Annotated in this window: 13 protein-coding genes; all 13 read right to left on the reverse strand. The window is 46.9% G+C overall.

The window, feature by feature from the left end:
• Nucleotides 1-76 precede the first annotated feature (76 nt).
• On the reverse strand, nucleotides 77-2,302 hold the full coding sequence (locus tag BLU87_RS16465; protein ID WP_092350865.1) for an NADP-dependent isocitrate dehydrogenase: 2,226 nt from the start codon (nucleotides 2,300-2,302) through the stop codon (nucleotides 77-79).
• A 333-nt stretch (nucleotides 2,303-2,635) separates the two neighbouring features.
• The gene (locus tag BLU87_RS16470; protein ID WP_092350867.1) at nucleotides 2,636-3,367 is read right to left on the reverse strand and encodes a LysM peptidoglycan-binding domain-containing protein; all 732 of its coding nucleotides are present in this window, start codon (nucleotides 3,365-3,367) and stop codon (nucleotides 2,636-2,638) included.
• Between the two features lie 128 nt (nucleotides 3,368-3,495).
• Nucleotides 3,496-5,283 (reverse strand): aspartate--tRNA ligase, encoded by a 1,788-nt coding sequence (aspS, locus tag BLU87_RS16475; protein ID WP_092350869.1) that lies wholly within the window; start codon nucleotides 5,281-5,283, stop codon nucleotides 3,496-3,498.
• Nucleotides 5,284-5,389: 106 nt separating this feature from the next.
• Nucleotides 5,390-6,664, reverse strand: coding sequence for a histidine--tRNA ligase (hisS, locus tag BLU87_RS16480; RefSeq protein ID WP_175498440.1), 1,275 nt, complete (start codon nucleotides 6,662-6,664; stop codon nucleotides 5,390-5,392).
• A 162-nt stretch (nucleotides 6,665-6,826) separates the two neighbouring features.
• Nucleotides 6,827-8,209, reverse strand: coding sequence for a GGDEF domain-containing response regulator (locus BLU87_RS16485; RefSeq protein WP_092350871.1), 1,383 nt, complete (start codon nucleotides 8,207-8,209; stop codon nucleotides 6,827-6,829).
• Between the two features lie 33 nt (nucleotides 8,210-8,242).
• Entirely contained in the window at nucleotides 8,243-10,633 is a 2,391-nt protein-coding gene (locus BLU87_RS16490) for a DNA internalization-related competence protein ComEC/Rec2 (protein WP_092350873.1), read from the reverse strand.
• Nucleotides 10,634-10,689: 56 nt separating this feature from the next.
• Complete coding sequence (locus BLU87_RS16495; RefSeq protein WP_092350875.1) at nucleotides 10,690-11,673, reverse strand: class 1 fructose-bisphosphatase; 984 nt, start codon at nucleotides 11,671-11,673, stop codon at nucleotides 10,690-10,692.
• A 141-nt stretch (nucleotides 11,674-11,814) separates the two neighbouring features.
• The gene (locus tag BLU87_RS16500) at nucleotides 11,815-12,597 is read right to left on the reverse strand and encodes an EI24 domain-containing protein (RefSeq protein ID WP_092350877.1); all 783 of its coding nucleotides are present in this window, start codon (nucleotides 12,595-12,597) and stop codon (nucleotides 11,815-11,817) included.
• On the reverse strand, nucleotides 12,597-13,472 hold the full coding sequence (locus BLU87_RS16505) for an NAD-dependent epimerase/dehydratase family protein (protein WP_092350879.1): 876 nt from the start codon (nucleotides 13,470-13,472) through the stop codon (nucleotides 12,597-12,599). The genes BLU87_RS16500 and BLU87_RS16505 overlap by 1 nt, the downstream gene beginning before the upstream one ends.
• A gap of 17 nt (nucleotides 13,473-13,489) precedes the next feature.
• Nucleotides 13,490-16,129 (reverse strand): aminopeptidase N, encoded by a 2,640-nt coding sequence (pepN, locus tag BLU87_RS16510; RefSeq protein ID WP_092350881.1) that lies wholly within the window; start codon nucleotides 16,127-16,129, stop codon nucleotides 13,490-13,492.
• Between the two features lie 109 nt (nucleotides 16,130-16,238).
• A complete protein-coding gene (locus BLU87_RS16515) occupies nucleotides 16,239-17,555 on the reverse strand; it encodes an HlyD family type I secretion periplasmic adaptor subunit (RefSeq protein WP_092350883.1) in 1,317 nt (438 codons plus the stop codon).
• Nucleotides 17,556-17,703: 148 nt separating this feature from the next.
• Nucleotides 17,704-19,797 carry a peptidase domain-containing ABC transporter gene (locus BLU87_RS16520; RefSeq protein ID WP_092350885.1) on the reverse strand — a complete coding sequence of 698 codons (2,094 nt, stop codon included), beginning with the start codon at nucleotides 19,795-19,797 and terminating at the stop codon, nucleotides 17,704-17,706.
• Nucleotides 19,794-21,113 (reverse strand): TolC family protein, encoded by a 1,320-nt coding sequence (locus tag BLU87_RS16525; protein ID WP_139167603.1) that lies wholly within the window; start codon nucleotides 21,111-21,113, stop codon nucleotides 19,794-19,796. The genes BLU87_RS16520 and BLU87_RS16525 overlap by 4 nt, the downstream gene beginning before the upstream one ends.
• Nucleotides 21,114-21,225 lie beyond the last annotated feature (112 nt).

The raw sequence follows: 21,225 nt of genomic DNA on the forward strand, positions 1-21,225 counted from the left end.
CTCTCTCCTTATGTAGGAAAATTAAAATAGAACCGGGATAAGAAGTTATCCCGGTCCTGCCTAATACTTGAATGAATTACATTGAATCGATAATTGCGTTAAATGTTGCACTCGGACGCATAGCTGCTGCTGCTTTAGCTGTATCAGGGCGGAAGTAACCACCGATATCAACCGGAGATCCCTGGCAGTTGATGAACTCCGCATCAATTTTGTCGACGTTTTTCTCAATCTCAGCAGCTACTTTAGCAAAGCGTGCCTGCATGTCAACGTCTTTATCTTGAGCGGCAAGAGCTTGAGCCCAGTAAAGAGCCAAATAGAAGCTACCGCCACGGTTATCAATTTCTTTAACCTTACGTGAAGGAAGCTTTTGGTTCTCAAGATACTGGCCTATAGCCACGTCCAAAGTTTCGGCCAGAATAGCAGCTTTTGGATTATTGTCTGCAGAAGCAGCCTGTTCCAGAGATGGAACCAGGGCACAATATTCGCCCAGAGAATCCCAACGTAGATGACCTTCTCTGAGGAATTGCTCCACATGTTTCGGAGCTGAACCACCAGCGCCAGTCTCAAACAAACCACCGCCAGCTAATAAAGGTACAATCGAAAGCATCCGTGCAGATGTTCCAAGTTCAAGGATTGGGAAGAGGTCAGTTAAATAATCCCGCAAAACATTACCGGTAACTGAGATAGTATTCTCACCTTTCCGCACACGCTCAAGGGAGACTTTCATCGCTGAAACAGGGTCAAGAATGCGGATATCAAGACCTGTGGTGTCAAATTCAGGGAGATATTTTTTAACTTTTTTAATGATCTCTCTGTCGTGTCCACGGTTCTCATCAAGCCAGAAGATGGTTGGTTCACCAGAAGCCTTGGCACGGTTAACAGCGAGTTTGACCCAATCTTTAATGGGCAGATCTTTGGCCTGACAGGAGCGGTAAATATCACCAACAGCGACAGGTTGCTCAAGGAGCACGTCACCGGCGGCATTTACAACCTGAAACTTACCATCGCTGGGAGCCTCAAAAGTCTTATCATGGGAACCATACTCTTCAGCTTTTTGTGCCATCAAGCCAACGTTCGCAACACTACCCATGGTGGCAGGGTTGAACTGACCATTCTTGTTAGCGTCCTCGATGATCTCACGATAAATCGTTGCGTAGCAGCGATCAGGAACCATTGCAATGGTGTCTTGAAGCTCATCATTTTTGTTCCACATCCGGCCACCGTCACGAACAACATTTGGCATAGAAGCATCAACAATAACATCATTGGGAACATGGAGATTGGTGATGTTTTTACGCGAATCAACCATTGCCAGAGCAGGCATCTCAGCGTAGCAAGCATCAATATCGGCTTTAATTTCCGCCTGTTTGTCCGCTGGAAGCTTAGACAGCTTAGACAATACATCGCCAAGACCAAAATTAACATTTGCACCAATCTCTTTGAGAGCATCAGCATGTTTATCAAGGGCAGTGGCAAAATAGACTGAAACGGCGTGGCCAAACATGATCGGATCAGAAATTTTCATCATCGTGGCTTTGAGGTGCAGAGAAAGCAACACCCCTTTTTCTTTGGCCTCTTTGATAGTGGCGGCATAGAACTCACGCAGTGCAGCCACATGCATAACTGAACTGTCAAGAACTTCGCCTTCAAGCAAAGCCAAACCTTCTTTTTTAACCGTTACTTTTCCTGCACCGTCAACAAACTGAATCTTGACGGTGTCTGCTTTGTCCATAGTCACCGACGTTTCAGTACCATAAAAATCACCATGATCCATGTGGGCAACACGGCACTGAGAAGTCCCAGGAGTAGGCCATTCCTGCATCATCCGATGAGGATTTTTTTGGGCAAATCTCTTCACTGAAGCCGCTGCACGACGATCTGAGTTACCTTCACGCAGGACGGGATTAACCGCGGAACCAAGACATTTAGCATACCGAGCTTGCAACTCTTTTTCTGCATCAGTTGTTGCTTCTTCAGGGTAACTAGGGACATTGTAGCCCTTCTCCTGCAGCTCTGCAATTGCAGCGTGCAACTGTGGCACTGAAGCACTGATGTTCGGCAACTTAATAATATTTGCTTCAGGTTTTTGAACAAGCTCACCGAGTTCCGCAAGGTTGTCTGAAACCTTTTGATCTTCGGTCAGGTTTTCTGGGAAGTTTGCAAGAATACGCCCTGACAGCGAGATATCTTTGGTTTCAACCTCAACACCGTTCCCTTTGCAGAATGCCTGAACAATGGGCAGAAAAGCGTAAGACGCCAACGCCGGCGCCTCGTCAATTTGAGACCAGGTAATCTTTGCCATATTCCTTCTCCTTCAAATTTAATGCGAATATCACCAATTAAGTCAGGATATAACTACGTTATAAACCCAAATTTCACACTGTTTATCGTTGTATACAGTATACAAACAAAATAGGAGTGTCAAGAACCTTTGCGATTTAAAGTAAAATCATCTCAATCAATCAGAGACAACAGTTAAGTCACTAATCTTATTGATACTATTTTACAATGAAACTTTTTATAAAGTGTATAAAATATTCAATTTCAGGAGCTGACTTGTCACACAAACGACCGGCCTGGCGAACAAGACGCTGATCGCCAGACAAGATAACAGAATTCTAGTGGGGGTTTGATACTATTTTTCAGTCAGTGGCAAGAAAAGATTAAGCTCGCGTGCTTCCTGACGAGCGGCATCTGCTTCATCTCTGGTTTTGTCACGTGGAATCACTAAACTTTGTCCCTGATAAATTTCTTGAGGGTCTTTTATTTGGTCTCTATTGGCTTTGTAAATAAGTGGCCAAAGCAGTGCATCGCCATAAACATTTGCACGGGCCGCTATTGTTGCCAAGTTTTCACCCGCCTGAACCTCAACAATGTCAACAAGTACAGGTTCAATAACCGCGGGAGTACGAGGCGGAACAACAGGTTCTGTCTTTTTGCTATTCGCCTTAAGAATCTGCTGCTTGCGTTTCTGCTCCTGTTGCTGCTTAAGCTCTGCTTGACGCTCTATTTCACGTTGTTTCAATAACTCTAGGCGTCGCTTTTCTTCTTCTTTTTTTTTCTGCTCAGCTAACAGTTGCTGCTTACGCGCGATGGTCAGGTTAAGAGCTTCTTTTGCAAAACGCTGAGCAAGATCAAGGGTCCTTGCAGCGACCCGATGCTCCCCATCCTTGACCTGAAGTTCGGCAGCCTGTAACGCACTACTGGCAAGTTGATATTCACCGGGTGCATACTGTGAAGCGCCAACGGCATACGCTTGAGCAACAACCTCTCGAGCGCTCACCAAACTCTCAGTGGGTGGCTTAACGCATCCCGACACGGCGTACATTAGTGCAACAAAGACCAACAGACGGTAAAACATCTGCATGCTTATTTATCCTATATTTCAAGAAATACGATGATTTCCCTATAAAGTTTGGGTCAAGTCCTAACGCACTGAACTCATCTCCTTGTGAAATGAATTCAGCGCACCAGGGTAAGGTTGATAGAATTCTATTATTTTTGCTTTGTCCGCAAGCGAATACCCAGCTCCTGAAGTTGCTTATCGTCAACCTCATTGGGAGCGTCAGACAATAGGCATGTTGCTTTCTGAGTTTTAGGGAACGCAATAACATCACGGATAGAATCGGCTCCAGTCAAAATCATCATGAGTCGATCGAGACCAAATGCGATCCCACCGTGGGGTGGTGCACCAAAAGTGAGGGCATCCAATAAAAATCCAAATTTCTCTTGCGCTTCTTCTGCACCGATGCCAAGCAGATCAAACATCCTCGATTGCACCGATTGGTCATGGATACGAATACTCCCGCCACCGATTTCTGAACCATTGAGAACAAGGTCATATGCTTGTGCCCTTGCTTGAGTCGGATCGGTATCAAGCAGAGGGATATCTTCTTCTAAAGGAGCGGTAAAAGGGTGATGTACAGCGAGATGTCGATGCTGTTCGTCGTCCCACTCAAGCAAGGGGAAATCGGTGACCCAGGTAAACTGGAAATCATCTTTTCTAGCCAAACCAAGCTTTTGCCCAAGGTGACCGCGCAAACGCCCTAACGCTTCGTTTGCGATGGCTGGAGTGTCAGCCATAAATAACAGGAGATCACCAACTTCTGCCCCCATCTTCTCATTTAATGCCGACAATTCATCGGCAGTGAAGAATTTGGCAATAGGAGACTGCCAACCATCAGCGGTCACTTTGACCCACGCCATCCCTTTGGCACCATAAATCTTAGTGAAATCCGTGAGGTCGTCGAGTTCTTTACGAGAAAAGGTCGCACCCTCTTTGACATTCAAGGCTTTAACCAGACCACCTTCAGCCGCGACACTGGAAAAGACTTTAAACTGTGAGCCCGCAACCTGCTCAGTGATATCTATTAATTCCATGCCAAAACGCAAATCGGGGTTATCAACACCGAAGCGGTCCAAGGCTTCTGCGTAAGATAAGCGTGGCATCGGCAAGGTGAGGTCTATCCCTAAGGCGGCTTTAAACACCTTGGCAACCATCCCTTCCATAATATCCATAACCTGACCACGATTGATAAAGCTCATCTCACAATCAATCTGGGTAAATTCCGGCTGCCGATCTGCCCGCAAATCTTCATCCCGGAAACATTTGACAATTTGAAAGTAACGGTCAAAACCTGAAACCATCAACAACTGTTTAAACAATTGTGGAGACTGAGGAAGAGCATAAAAACGGCCAGTATTGACTCGACTGGGAACAAGATAATCTCTAGCCCCTTCAGGAGTGCTCTTGGTCAACACGGGCGTTTCAACTTCGATAAAGCCTTGTTGATCAAAATAGTTACGGACAGTTTTCGCGACCAAATGTCGCATAAGCATATTTTTTTGTAGCGCTGGTCTGCGTAAATCAAGGTAGCGATATTTTAAGCGAATATTCTCAGCGACTTCTGTAAACTCGTCGAGCATAAAAGGCGGGGTTTCAGAACGATTGAGGATTAACAACTCAGTAATTTCTATCTCAACCTCACCCGTCTTCATCTTTGGGTTAACAGTTCCCTCCGGCCGAGGAGAGACTTTCCCCCGGGCAGCCAACACGAATTCGCTCCGAACCTGTTCAGCCTTTTGATGTGAAGCGAGATCACGGTCTGGATCAAGAGCTAATTGAATCACCCCTTCACGATCACGTAAATCAATAAAAATCAGACCCCCATGATCACGACGCCTTTGTGCCCAACCCATCACACAAACATGTTCACCAATCTGTTCAGCGGTTAAATCTCCACAACGATGAGTTCTCTCCCAGCTTCCAAGTTTGTCGTTCACGACTCAATCCTCCAGAATAAGCTTTTCAGCTCTGATAAATGTATAGATCAATCAAGATTTTTTTTATAGTCCTGCCACCGATGAAGGTCAAGAAGAACTGGCGAGTTTAACCAAGTTTTTCCAACAAAGTGGCGACTAAACTTTCCAACATAACCGTTGTCTGGCTACTGTCAGACATATTTTTAAGCTGCGCTTGACCTGACTGCAACTCTTCTTCACCGAGGATAAGGGTATACTCAGCATTCAACTTGTTCGCCCGGCGCATCTGTGCTTTGAGACTTTTCCCGAGATAATCCATCTCCGTTCGCACTCCAGCAGCTTGTAATTGGGACATCAGCACAAATGCCTGCTCAGAAGCCTCTTGACCCATCGCGGCAATAAAGAGTTGCGGCGCTGCTGGAGCGACCTGCTGATCACCCTTCATCAAGACTAAGCGCTCGAGTCCGACGGCAAAACCAATTCCTGGGAGCGCTGGACCACCTAAACTTTCAACCAAGCCATCATATCGGCCTCCAGCAGCAACAGCATTCTGCGAACCCAACTGATCTGTCACCAGCTCGAAAGTCGTCCGCACGTAATAATCCAACCCTCGAACCATACGGGCATTCACAACAAATGGAATTTCCAGTGCTTGCAGATACTTTTTCACTTGACCAAAATGATCATGACAAGATGGGCACAAATGATCAAGCACAGAAGGGGCATCTGCAGTCGCAGTCTGACAGCCGGGAACTTTACAATCGAGGACACGCAGTGGGTTGGTCTGATAGCGACGTTGACACTCGCCACACAACATATCCAAGCGTGTTTCAAGGTAGGTGATCAATGCCTGACGATACCCAGGACGACATTGAGGACAGCCGAGTGAATTAACTTGCAACGAGACAGAAGTAATGCCGATGCGGACAAAATATTGGTGTAACATCGCCAGGACTTGAGCATCGATTTTTGCATCTTCAACCCCAACGACTTCAACTCCAAGCTGATGAAACTGACGATAACGACCTTTTTGTGGTCGTTCGTAACGAAACATCGGCCCCATATAATAAAGCTTAGAAACAGGGTCAAGGTTATTCAAACGGTTCTGGATAAAAGCCCGCATCACTGGCGCGGTCCCTTCCGGGCGTAAGGTCAACGAATTTTCGCTTTTATCACTAAAAGTATACATTTCCTTTTCAACGATATCAGTGGTTTCACCGATAGAGCGACAAAAAAGCTCGGTTTTTTCAGGGATGGGTGTCCGAATTTCGGAAAAGCCATAAAGACTAAAAACTTCACGGGCGCTTTGTTCTAAAAATTGCCAGGTTTCAACTTCACCTGGGAGGATGTCATTCATCCCTTTTATTGCAGTAATACTCACAATACGTACCTTTTCTTTCATCATTGTGTTGTCTGAACGGATAAATCCACTACAGACGCAAGAAGATACCCTATTTTGAGTCGATCCGAAAGAGTCAAAGTACCATTTATGGCATATTATTTTAGAAACATCGACAGGTCTTTGGGGTAAAAATTGACACAAACAGGTGGGTGACAAACTTATCTAACGTTCATCATCCGGGATATCATTAACGCCACAAATAACATTTCGCGTTGTCTTGCCGACGTACATGGCGCGGTCGGCCAGATCCAGAAGCTTTTCTTTATCTGTAGAATCGGTCGGGAAAGTCGCAAAGCCAGCGGTCACTGTGACATAACTTGGACTCTCGCGGTCTTGCAGAAAAGCATGCTCTTCTATCACTTTACGGATTCTTTCAGCCACAATTCTTGCCGTGGTGTCGTCGGTCTCGACCAGGATCGCGGCAAATTCATCTCCACCAAAGCGGAACAGCGTATCGACATCACGAACGCAATCAACCAAAAGGGAGCCGACTTCCTGCAGCGCAGCGCTCCCAGCCAGATGGCCATAGGCATCATTGATCTCTTTGAAGCGATCGAGATCCAAAAACAGCAGAGAAAATTTCAAGCCGTAACGATGAGCCCGCTTAATTTCACGATTCAATGAAATTTGCATATAACGATGGTTATAGAGTCCCGTCAGATCGTCGGTGTACATCAGTTCCTGTGCATCTTGATAACGGCATGCATTTGCGTACCCGAGGACAATTTGATCACACAAGTAACGCAGATCGCCAAAAGAGGCGTGCTTAACAAGAGGGTCAGGGACATCACATAAAACAATTCCGCCCTTCAACACCGTCCCATCACACAGAGGGAGCATCCAAATCTGTTTGCGACTGTACTGTAACTTCGTCAATTTAACTTCAAACTCTTCGCCGGGTTGTCCCAAGCCAGACAACTTATCCATTTGCGACAACAACACATTGACCAATTTTTCAGCGAACTCAACAGGAATATTTTTCACGGTCGAAACAACCGGAGTCACCCCATCTTTAAGTGAAAAAGCGCAACCGACAGTTGCGGTCATCTCACGCATCAAAACATCCAGGGCCTGTGGGATTAAAAGGTCTAGATCAATAACCGTTGATAAGGTTTGCCCGGTCTGGAAAAGCTGGATTTGTCTTTTTAAATGGTCATTCTCTGTCAATAATTCCCGTTGATCCAAACAGTTGCGCACCACATGTTTTAGTTCTTCAGGATTAAACGGTTTCACCAGATAGTCGCGCGCACCACTCTTCAACGCATCGATCGCCGACTCAAGACTGGCGTGCCCTGTCACCAAGATGACATCAGGTGGATTCGATAGAGCTTTAGCAACGCGAAGGACATCGAGGCCACTGCTGCCGGGCATAACCATATCGGTCAGAACAACATCGACTTGTCTCTGCTGCAACAAGGCAATCGCATCATCACCATTATCACAAATATCAACTCGATACCCTTCTTCCAGCAACAGATCTTGATATAGTTTGCGAAAGAAAAGCTCATCATCAACAATAAGAACATTTGATTGGGCGGAAGTCATAAGTCTCCTATAATAGAGAGTTTCTAACAAAATCTATGGCTTATTGTCAACGAAAAACCCTTGATTCAAATGCTTGACTTGCCATCCGTTTTCAGTGAGCGAGGCTTGAAGGGAACCGGATAAATCGGTTCGATAGAGAGGGATATCCTTATCCCGAAGATAATGAACCACCTGAGCGGCCGGCAAGTGATAGCGGTTCTGATAGCCAACTGATACCAGACAGAATTGAGGCATCAAATGGTCTACCAAACGATCCGTTGCGGAAAACTGACTGCCGTGATGCGGTAGCTTCAAAAGAGACACTGGAGCCGTAAGCCCTTCGTCCAACAACTTCAAGACCCCCTCTTGCCCAAGATCACCCGTCAACAACACACCGTCACGCTTATTGATATTCACCTGTAATACCAATGAAGAATCATTCTTGCTGCTTCCCACGGTCGAACCATTATATACGTCTAAAGTCCCGACTGACCATGCCGGAACTCGACTCCACCCAGTAGGGACAATCTTGACTGTTATCTGATTATCCAACAGTGCTTTCTGCAGACTGTCATGGAGTTCAGCAATCGGTATTCCAGTCCAGAATTCTCGCACCGGGAAATGATTCAAAACAAATATGAGGCCCTTACGATGATCTAAATCATCGTGGGTCAGAACCACAGCCATAAATTCAGCAATGCCAAGCGCTCCAAGAGCTGGAGCCAAGAGCCGCTCTCCTACATCAAAACGGTCGCTGTAGAAACCGCCACCATCAATCAATATAGACTGCCCAGCATTATTCCTCAACAACATAGATTCCCCTTGGCCGACACTAAACATGGTGAGTGAAATTGGCTCCGTCTGAGGCAGGGGAAATTGCCACAATAAAATGGCAGCCAAAAAACAGATAGGGGCGAGTCGAGACATCATTGACCGGGTCAATTGCGGGAAAACGAGCAACGGTAGAACCAAGGTGGCAACAGCGAGATACTGCCAGAAAGAAAGAAACCAGTAGCTCCCGCCCATACCAGGCAGAGCAGAAAGGGATTGAGCTAATAACAAGACAAATTCTAGCAAGAACCCGCATACCAGGAAAAGAGTCTCGGTCAACGGCAGAAAAACAGGGTAGAACAACAATCCCAGAAAACCGACAGGCAATGCCAACAACGTGATCAACGGGACACAAATAAGATTGGCAAAAACGCCGACAAATGAAAACAGATGAAAGTTCAACAACACCAACGGTAGCGTCGCTAGCATTGCTGCAGATGTCACAAAAAACAGTTGCACTGGATAGCGGATAAGAGAGATCCGGTTATTCCCCAGTTTCTGCCACAGCGGTTGCCAAAGGAGAATACCTGCGGCCCCCGCAAAAGAGAGTTGCCACCCGGCTTGCCAGAAAAGGAGCGGATTCACCAGCAGTGAGATGAAAGCCAGAGAGGCCAGCAGCGACAGTGGACGAACGTAATATCGCCAACACACAAAGATAGCCCCCAAAGACGCCAACGCAAAGGCACGACGGGTGGAAACGGCGTCGCCGGTCAGGAGCAAATAGAAAAGCAACAGAGGTAATAAAACCAGGGGGATGACCCGTTGAGGGGGGTTCCAATTCATCAAGCGTGGAAAGCGCCGGTAGATGCTCAACAAGAGTTGATATCCCAGTAACGCAATCATCCCCAGGTGTAAGCCGGAAATAGCAAACAAATGGCTGATGCCACTACTGGCGAGGGTTTTGCGGATATTCGCAGGGATAACCCGCCCCTCGCCTAGAACCAAGGCCCGGACCAGATAGGCTCGATCTTCTGGCATCAAGCTTTGTATCGTTGCAGCAACCCGACTGCGCCACTGCACCACAGTGCGACCGGGAAAGCGGTTGAGCCGCTCCAAAACTGTCATCCGATCGATATTTTTTACCCAACCGGTCATATCAACATGTTGACTGGTCAAATATCGCGGCCAATTAAACTCACCTGGGGTCCCAAACAGACGAGGCTTGCGCAGACGACTTTGACAACTGACAATATCGCCCGGCAACAACTGATCAGTCCCCTCATCCAGATAAAGTCTGACCCGCAGGGGGGATGCTAACGGCAGAGACTCCCCCTTCAGTGCAACCGAATGGATCAGGACTTCAACCCAACTCCGCCCTTCGGTTAGCTGTCTGAGGTCCGTCAACTCCCCGGTTATTTCAACTTTTTGAGCTAAAGCGTCAATAGCGATAACATCGTGGCGGACCGGAAACTGGTCATGGTAATGGAGGTTTGAAACGAGAAAAAAACACAGGAACAACAACGCCGCTGTAACCCTGCAGTGTTGCCGCAACAGCAAGGAACCAAAGCCCAAACAAAACACGAGCAACCAGCCCGGAAGAGTGGGAACAGTATAAATCGGTGCTAGGAACAACCCAACAACCGTTGCAAACAGAACGACAGGTACCGGCTGCATATCCCCCCCCCCTACTTTGCAGCTCCACAAAAATCAGACAAAAATAATCGCAGTTATTAAGATTTAACGTCTACTTCAAGCTCTGAACCTTGATCATTTTCCAGTCGACGGATGAAATCCTCAGCCATGGCGACATCATCTTTACAGCCGATGAACACTGGAGAGCGTTCGTGGATCTGTTTTGGCTGTAAATCAAGGATGGGCCTGTGCCCGTCAGAGGCGGCACCACCCGCTTGTTCAATCAAAAACGCCATCGGGCTCAATTCAAACAAGAGACGTAACTTCCCTAAAGGATGACCTTGCAAATGCGGATAAATGAAGATCCCCTGCCCTTTTAGCAGGATTTGATTGATATCAGGGACAAAACCACCACTATAACGCAGCTTAACTCCGCGACCTTCCAGTTTGGAGACAAATCCTTCAACTCCTGGAGTATAAAGATTTCTCTGTCCCCCCGGTGAGTAAAGATTCCCTTGCGGTTGCAGGGTCAGATTTTCCTTCAATAAAGTATATTCTCTGAGCATGTTCATACCAAACTCATGAACGCCCTTGCCAACGCTATAGACGAGCGTGGTACGAGGCCCATAGAGGATATAGACAGCAGCAACTTGTCGACGTCCAGGCTGCAACAGATCACAACCTTCAAAAATTGAGACAATAGTGCCGACAGCCAGATTGACATCAACCAGCGATGAGCCGTCCAACGGGTCAAAAGCAACAGAATATTTACCATCACAATCAGGTGAGACAGGGATAATTTCATCCATCTCTTCCGACATCATGTTGGCAACAACGCGAGAATGTTCAAGCCGTTTACGCAAGATACGATCAGCCAGGACATCGAGCGCCAACTGTTGTTCACCGTAAAGATTTGAAGTCCCGGCAACACCCAGATCACCAGTACTGATAGAGTGGATAATATATTTGGATGCTTCAGCGATCTCACAAATTAAATGCGTCAAGTTTTCATTAACGTAGTTCTCCCGTAAATGGCGACGCAAATCAATTTGGAATTTTGTTTTTCCGGCTTTACTTATCAAACTGAAGCCTCCCTGGGTTCAGCAAAACATGGACAGAGTTCAATCACGTTGAAATTGCGGCGTAGTTTAGACTAATTCAGTTCAGCCATCAACGATGTCCTGATATTAATTCGATTATTTATTTATCCATCACCGACAAAATCAAACCGGAGCATCATCTGGAGGAAAATCACACCACAGCAACGTCGCCCCGACCACGGCCAAAGGGATACAAAAAAACTGAATAAAAGGGATTGCCAGCATACAAAAAACCCCGCACGCATAACCCAGCATTAAAACCGGATGCCGGAATATATAGCGACGTTGCTCAGCGAAACTCAATTGCTTACGCATTAGCACAAAAGCCATATATTCAACAGCCAGAAAAAACAGAGTGAACGCAGGGGCAAGAATCGCATATAACACCGAGCCTATCACCGGGATAAAGTTGATCCCAAAGAGCAACACCATACAAAGGACTAATACCAGCATTTTTTTCATTTCCACCAGCATGGCATCCTTAGATTCTTTCAGGAATCGCCCCAGACTGAAAGGGGTGTCATCATGCACCCCGATGATCACCCCCTCGGTCCGTTCCGAGAGGAGTTCATTAAATGGAGAGGCAATCAAATTACCAATAACCGTGAAGGAAAAGAACACAACAACAATTGTCATCAACAATCCAAATGTCCACGCCAGATAATAAAGAAAGATTCCATACCAAACGTCAGTGCTCGGGGCATAAGCCTCCAGAAGTCCTTGAAAAAAATCCAGGCCGAAATACACAGTCACTGTAAACACCAATAAATTCACAAAGAAAGGGATCGCCAGATACTTTAACAAGCTGGGCTTTCGGCGAAAAAACTTAAAGGCACGCAACGGATAACTGAAACCACGGGTAAAACCAGCGATAGGCTTGACGATGACAGAGGCAGCGGCGTTCATTATGAAATTGTCCTACAGGCGAATAAACCTTTTTCCAGAGTCGGGTACTTAAGCTCAACCCCCAGAGTCTCAATGAGTTTACGGTTGGACATCCGCCGTGACTCTTTTAAAAACGAAAAGGTTAAAGGATTCATCCCCTTCTCTGCCTCACTCCAGCTCAGTTGTTTCGGTTGCGGCAGCTGATACATCTCAGCGACAGCCATAAAATAGTGACTCATACTACTTTCTTCACCGTCGCAGACATTGAAGATATCACCACCCTTCCCCCTCTCCATAGCTGCCAGACAGATTTGCACCAGATCCAGACTGTGAATGCGATTGGTCCTTGGTGCATCTTCCGGTCTTAACACTTCATGCCCTTTTTTCAACTGAGATAATGGCAATCGCCCAGGACCGTAAATCCCCGTCACCCGGAGGATAACCAGCTCAAAACCCAGTTTTTCAGCCTGTTCCTGTAACTGCTGTTCAGCACTGACCCGTCTTTTGGCCCGGCTAGTCTGCGGATTTACCGGCGTCTCCTCAGTGACCAAAGTATCGCCACAATCACCATAAACACCGCTGGTACTCATATAGACAATCTTGCTGGGGGAATTATCCGGTGTTAGTTGCTGACAAAAATTGAGCATCCTGTAATCACTTGAGCCTCCCCCTTGAGGAGGCATAAAATAAAAGAGCTTATGTCCATGCAGAGGTAAATCCGGAACATCCTCACGGTAGTCAAAATTAGCAATAATTGTCTCAATACCAACTGACTGAGGAACCTTAGTTCCCTCTTCATAATGGATTGTGGCTTGGACTTGATGGCCTTGTTGAAGCAGTTCCTTGGACACTCGAAAACCGATATCGCCACACCCAATCACCGTATACTTACTCACTTTTTTACTCCAATCCTTTAACTTAAACTCTTATTGATAATCTCATAGAGGTCACGAGACAACTCCAACTGCTGTAACCGGACGAGCACTGCTTTTAGCAGCTCACGCCGCCCAGATTCCAAACTTTTCCAACGTGTTAACGGAGCCGCCATCCGGGCAGCAACCTGTGGATTACGTTGATCAAGTTGCATAATTTGCTCTATCAACAACTGATATCCAGCACCGTCGGCACGATGAAAAGCCGACAGATTCTGATAAAAAGCTCCCAACAAAGCCCTGACGCGGTTCGGATTTTTCAGAGTGAAAGCCGGATGTTGCAATAAATCTCTGACCACCGAAAAGGTATCGGGACGATGAGATAAAGCCTGAAGACTAAACCATTTATCCAGCAGTAACGGGTGTTGCTGCCATTGCTGATAAAAATCATCAATGATCGCCTGACGCTCAGCCGCCGAACTGTCAACTAAAGCGGCAAACGCTGCCAAACGATCAGTCATATTGGTTGCGCTACGGTATTGTTGCAAACACAACTGCTGAATTTCTTGCCCGTTGAGGGCCATCAACATATCAAGGCAGAAATTGGCAAAGCTCCTTTGCCCCACTTGAGCCGGAGCAAGGGAATAGTCTGTATCGGTGACAAAACATTGCTGATAACATTGCAACAGCAAAGGTTCTGCACTTTGTGCCAACTGGATAATCGCCTGATCCCGCACCTCTCTGATGATCTGCGGATCATAGCCCTGTAGATGGTCAGCCAGATATTGTTCGCTCGGTAAAGTCAGTAACTGTGTCAGCAAACTCTTATCGACCTGACGATCCGTTAATGCCTCTTTCCAGGCGTCAACAAAGATCGGTTGTAGCGCAAAGCTTTGTCCTTGGCGATGGTCGTCGTACATCCGTAATAATTCATGCAACGCAAGAGTCTGCCCGGCTTCCCAGCGATTGAAAGAATCGCTGTCATGGGCCATCCGAAATGCCAGATCAGTATCGCTGACATCACAATGCAGCCGCACTGGAGCAGAGAAACCTCGCAAAGGCGACAGGATTGGCTGCTGATCGACGGCAACAAAAGTAAACTCCTGAACCGACTGCGTCAATTCCAGGATTCGGGTGGTTGCCGCAAGCTTTGCTTCGCCCCGTAATCGCAATGGCATATCTCTGCCCGTCGCATCAAGAAAACCGATGGCAACAGGGATGTGAAATGGCTCTTTTTGCGGCTGACCTGGCGTGGCTGCACATTCTTGTGAAATTTTCAGGGTCAAAGTTTGTTGCGCGGCATCGTAACTTTGTTCAATCCGTACCTGCGGGGTCCCCGCCTGCGAATACCAACGTTTGAAGGTCGTCAAATCAATATCGCCAGCATCTTCCATCGCCTTGACAAAATCATCACAGGTGACCGCTGAACCATCGTGGCGCTGCAGATACAGTTGCACCCCGGCAATGAATTTTTCCTCACCGATCAGGGTCTGCATCATGCGGATAACTTCTGCACCTTTGTTGTAAATGGTCGTCGTATAAAAGTTATTGATTTCCTGGTACGCAGCAGGGCGCACCGGATGGGCCATGGGACCAGCATCTTCAGGAAATTGAAACTGGCGCAGAATGCGCACATCATCAATGCGTTTGACTGCGGCAGAGTTCATATCAGCAGAAAATTGTTGATCGCGAAAGACTGTTAAACCTTCTTTCAAGCTCAACTGAAACCAGTCTCGGCAGGTCACCCGATTACCGGTCCAGTTATGGAAATATTCGTGACCGATGACCGACTCAACCCCCAGATAATCGTTGTCTGTTGCCGTATCGGGGTGGGCTAATACATATTTAGAGTTGAAAATATTCAACCCTTTATTCTCCATCGCCCCCATGTTGAAATCATCAACGGCGACGATCATAAAGCGGTCGAGATCATACTCAAGGCCAAAGGTCTCCTCATCCCACTGCATTGATTTTTTCAGCGATAACATGGCGTGATCGCAGTAGTTACTGTTGCGCTCTTCAACATAAATTTGCAACAGCACATCACGACCTGAAGCGGTTGTGTAATGATCTTCAAGACAGACCAGATCGCCCGCGACTAGAGCAAACAGATAGCAGGGTTTACGGAAAGGGTCTTCCCATACCGCATAGTGACGACCAGCGGCTAAATCACCTTGTTCCAGAAGATTTCCATTACTGAGCAAGACAGAATATTGCTTATCCGCCTCGATACGGACGCGAAACTTGGCAAGGACATCGGGACGATCGGGATAGTAGGTGATGCGCCGAAACCCTTGCGCTTCGCATTGGGTGCAAAAATTTCCACTGGTCAGATAGAGCCCCTCCAGAGCGGTATTATTAAGAGGGTCAATCTCCGTTGTGATCTCCAGAGTGAACGTCTCTGGCACCTTCGGAATCGCCAAGCTCACATCGCTTTGACAATATTGGTCGGTCGCCAGAACATTGCCATCCAGCTTCACTTCAAGCAATTGCAGCTGCTCTCCGTCCAAGACCAGAGGCTCCAAAACGCCCCCTCGATCAGGATTCAGGGACAAGTGCAACACGGAAGAAACTCGCGTTGCAGAATCGTAGAGATGAAAATCGAGTTCAACCTGATCAAGCAGATAGGCTGGAGTTTTATAATCTTTCAAATAGATAGTTTCAGGTGTGTTTTTAGACATATTTATCCATCAATAGAAGGAGAAGGGTTTATTTTAGATAACTCAGACTAATAATCTGAATAGATTATCATTTTTTTCACGGGACAGGAAATATTAGAAGAGAAAAAAGTCACTTGACACTGATCCCTTCATCCAAATATTTGATCAGTGGGTAGATAAAAAATTCAATGATGCGGCGTTTCCCGACCTTAATTTCGGCGCTGACACTCATCCCTGCAGAGAGTTTTGTCTTCACTCCATCAACGAGCAAGGTGTTTTTCTCTGGAGCAATATAAATTTCATAAACCAGCCCCAGATGTTCATCTTCAATACTGTCTTTGGCCACCTGAATGACCTTGCCATCGATAGTTCCGTACTTCTGGAAATTGAAGGTGTCGACTTTGATCGATGCATCCATGTCCTCAGTGACAAAGCCGGCATCTTTGCTGAGTAACGTTGCCTTAATTAACAATCGGGTATTTTCCGGGACAACATAGGCAAGCTTTTCTGCCGGAGTGACGACCCCACCGATCGTATGGAACAGCAGCCGAGAAACATAACCATCGACCGGGGACTTGATTTGCTGGCGTAAACTGCGAAACTCGGTTTGTTTAATCTGGGCACTCAAATAGAGTTGGCGCTGCTGCTTTTCAGCTAATTCCGCCAGCAACTGGCTACGATTGTCTTCTTTCAGAAAAGCAATCTCCTGCCGAGTCTGCTGCTTACGGGCAACAATTTCAGCGCGCTGATGAATCATTCCTGTCTGCTCAGCCTCGTTTTGGCGCAACTCACTTTCCGTCTGCTCATATTCATCACGACTGATGATATCTCTGACCTGCTCTAACCGTCTCAGACGTTCCCGCAAAATACCCGTTATATACTCAGCCTGTTTCGTGGAACTTTCCAGCACCGCCAATTGTTCATCAAGTTGCGTCAAAACCTCCATCCTGGCCTGTACCTGCTGTTCAAGTCCCTTCTTTTCAGCCAGATAGATCGCTTTTTGTACAGAGAGGTTTTTGGCATCAAAACTTTCTTCAGTCACACCAAAAGGGCGGTGTTCCAATAAAGCAGAAATCCGCAGGGCTTCGAGCTTAACCTGCTTTAAGTCAGCCTTTAACGATACTAATTCGGGATCGACATCGGAAGGGTCAATTTCCAGTAAGACCTGCCCCTTTTCAACATGATCGCCAGGCTGGACCAAAATGCTACGAACCACCCCGCTGTTGAGCGGCTGGATTGTTTTAACTTCGCCGCTTGGGATGACCTTGCCACGGGCAGTGACAACGACATCAACTTCGCCGAAGAACATCCACAGGCAGGTAAAGAGAATTGCGGCAATAACAATCCAAAATACCGCCCGCCCCAGTGGATTGAGAGGACGCTCTTCTATTTCGACCAGAAGCGGTTTGAATTCATGACGATCATCTGATGGCTTGATTTTGAACATAGGTGCCTCACACTATAAAATCGAGATGGCTAAGCAAAATTTTCGACCGGCAAGGCGCGGCGATTTTTCAGGGTCGAAGGCATACACAAGTCTGTCGAGGTCCTGAAAAAGCGTTGCAACACCGCAGGGCGGACTTTTTGCGACGTCATCAATTCTGTTGAGTCGAAAGATTATGGTAATAGCCGTGTTGCTGCAACAATTGCTCATGACTTCCAGATTCCACCAGTTTTCCTTTTTCGAGAACCAGAATCAGGTCACAATCCCTTATGGTTGCCAGACGATGGGCAATGAGGATGGTTGTCCGCCCTTTTTTGATTGCCAGCATGTTCTGTTGGATAATCTTTTCCGACTCATAGTCAAGTGCCGAGGTTGCTTCATCAAAGATCAACAAGCGAGGGTTGGTGATTAGCGCCCGAGCAATGGCAACCCTCTGCCGCTGCCCACCCGACAGCGAAGAACCGCGTTCACTGACTTCGGTATCATAGCCCTCTGGAAGTTGCGAAATAAACTCGTGAGCACCGGCAACTTGTGCCGCTTGCAGGATCAGCTCCATCGGCGCATCCGGTTTCGGCAAGGCGATATTGTCACGGATAGTACCGCTAAACAGGTAATTCTCCTGCAATACAACCCCGATATTGAAACGCAACCAGAACGGATTCAGGTGGCGGGCATCAATCTCATCAATGTAGATGGCTCCCTCGCTGGGGATATAGAGTCGTTGCAGCAATTTTGCCAGAGTACTCTTGCCGCTGCCGCTGCGACCGACAATCCCGACACTCATCCCCGGTTTGATCATCACCGAAACGCCATCTAGAACCATGGGCCCGGAAGGAGAATATTTAAACGACACATTGTCCAGTTTCAGCGTCCCTTGCAACTGCGGCAGAGTAATCGCTTTTTCCGTCGTCACTTCCTGGGGATGATTGAGGATATCTCCGATCCGATCCACCGACAGCAACGCCTGCTGGAATTCATTCCACAGGTTAACCAGACGTAGAACCGGACCGACAAACTGGCCAGAGAACATCTGAAAAGCAATCAATTGCCCGATGGTCAGATCACCCTGCAGAACCGCTTTGACGCCAAGGTAGAGGACCGAGATCGTCATCAACCGGCGCAAAGTTCCGGAAACCGCTCCAGAAATATTCGACATGTTGGCCAGATTGAAGCTGGAGCTGACATAGCGTCCCAGATGATCTTCCCAGCGGTTCTGCATCGTCCCTTCCACCGCCAGCGACTTGACCGTCTGCACCCCGGTCACCGATTCAACCAGATAGGAGTTAGAGGAAGCAGCCATCTGGAACTTACTCTCCAGCCGCCGCCGCAGTTCCGGGGTAATAATCAGATAGAGCAAGGCGATCACCGCGACAAAACCGAGGACGATCAGGGTCAATTTGACGCTGTAGAGCAGCATCACTGCAACAAAGACCAGCGAAAAGAACAGGTCGATAATCACACTGACCGCCTTGTTGGTGATGAACTCGCGGATCGTATCCAGCTCCCTGACCCGGGCGGCGATATTACCAACTTTACGCGCCTCAAAATAGCGGAAAGGCAAAGCCAGCAGATGCTTGAACAGTTTGGCGCCGAGTTTGGCATCCAGCTTGTGGGCGGTATGGATGAATATGTAGTTACGGGCGACATTCAACAACAGCTCAAAAACAGCGATAGCCAGAAAAGCCACAGCTAGGACGTCAAGGGTCGTCAGACTGTGATGGACAATGACTTTATCGAGGATCACCTGGGTGAACAGTGGCGTGACCAGACCAAACAACTGGACCACAAATGAACCAAGGAGAACTTCACCAATAATCCGCTTGAATTTGATAATTTCCTGAAGAAACCAACTAAAACCGAAGACCACTTGCGAATTGATTTTCTTGTGCTTCAGGATGATGAACTGCTCAAACTCAGCTTCAACCTCTTCAATGGTTTTTTCAACAGTTTGCTTCTCCACCGGATCGAACAGCAGACATTTGTCGGTCTCTTTGTCACTCTTCAACAACACGGCATAGAGACCAGCGGCACCAACGGCTATGGCTGGCAGAGGATAGGATTCGGTCAGTTTTTTAACCGGTTTTTTTTTCAGTTTTGCCTTGAAATCGTATTTTTGCGCAATCCGCAACAACTCTTCAGGGGTAACGATCTCCTGCAGGCTGAACTCACGGTCAATTGCGCGAATATCGACATCAATCCGATTGATTCGGGCAACCACATCAAAAGCAATCAGCGCGCTATTCATGATGAAGCCCCCTGCAAAAGGGTAAGAAGAGTTGCAGCAGCGGCTGAATCAACCTCCTGTAAATCATTTTCTAAATGATGTTGTTCGAGCTCAATCATCCGTTGGACGAAGGTCACCTGATCGGTCAGTTTTTGCTGGGATAAACGGTTGAAATCATCGACCTGCTGAACAATTTGTCGTTTCTGCTGGGAACGCTCTATGTTTAGATGTTGTAGTGAACAGAATGATCTCTGTGCAGCGCTCACCCTATTGCCCAGATCAGCCAAAGTCTTCTCTTTTTCAACCTTTAAGCGCAACATCTCATGCTGAAGTCGCTGTTTTTTTGCCTTTGCTGCAAAGCCATCGAATATCGGCATCACCAAGGAGAGGGTCACGTTGGCATCCCGTTGACTCATCTGCTCAAGCGAATCAGAGTAGCTGTTATCATTGCTCCCATACATACCGTAACTCCCAGTAAGAGTCAGTCGTGGAAATAATTCACGTCTTGCGATAGCTAGTTCGGTCTCTTTTCTTGCAATTTGTTCTTCCAAAATCCTGAGTTCAGGGAGTTTATCTGTGAGAATAGCGGTGTCTCCAATGCTTGCAGAAACCTCAAAATCAGCAAGATGGATTTTCTCAGCAGCATAGAATCTACGGGTGTAAAAGGAGATGTTATCCAGTATTGACTGTAGATCGACCCGTAGCTGGTCCAGATGTGACACGCTTTGAGCAAGCATAATAGCGGCATCACCAACATCCTGATGGCCATACTTTCCAGCGACCAGAAGTTGTTGTATCAGGTTAAAAATTCTTTTTCGACCGTTAAGGATGTTTTGTTGAACAGCAATCTGCTTTTGCAGTTTCAAAGCTTTGACATAAAGGGCAAGCAGGCTTTGGGAGTTTTCAAACCGGGACTGGTCATTTTGACTTTCAGCGATATTAACCTGCTGCTTCGCATAGTTCACACCAAGCTTACGGCGGCCAAAATCAAAAAGATTGTATTGAGCATAAAAAGACAAAGAGTGTTTATATTTTGAGATAGAGTCAGAATAAACCGTATCACCAACGGAAGCGACGGAACTATATTCATCGTAAACATGAACATATGCCTGGCCGAAGCGTAGGGATAACTGAGGATAGTAATCCGCTTTTGCTTCAATCACTGCAGCTCTGGAAGCATTGATATTCTCCGCGTTAATCCGGCTATCGAAACTATTTTCCAGTCCAGAGGCCAGAACTGCCTGAAACGACAGCGTTTCGATTGCCGCTACCGATGAAACTGAACAGGTTATTAGAAACAGGACAAACAACCCTGTTCTTCTCAAAGAATAAAACAAAGTCTTCCCCCTCCACACTATAACGAAATCAAATCAATTCACTTTTTCAACGCTGAGACGCTGAGACGCTGGGAAAACGCAAATTTTTCACATAAACCTGAAAAACAGATTA

Origin of the sequence: Desulfuromusa kysingii (assembly GCF_900107645.1) — a bacterium.
In the GTDB taxonomy this organism is placed as follows: Bacteria; Desulfobacterota; Desulfuromonadia; order Desulfuromonadales; family Geopsychrobacteraceae; genus Desulfuromusa; species Desulfuromusa kysingii.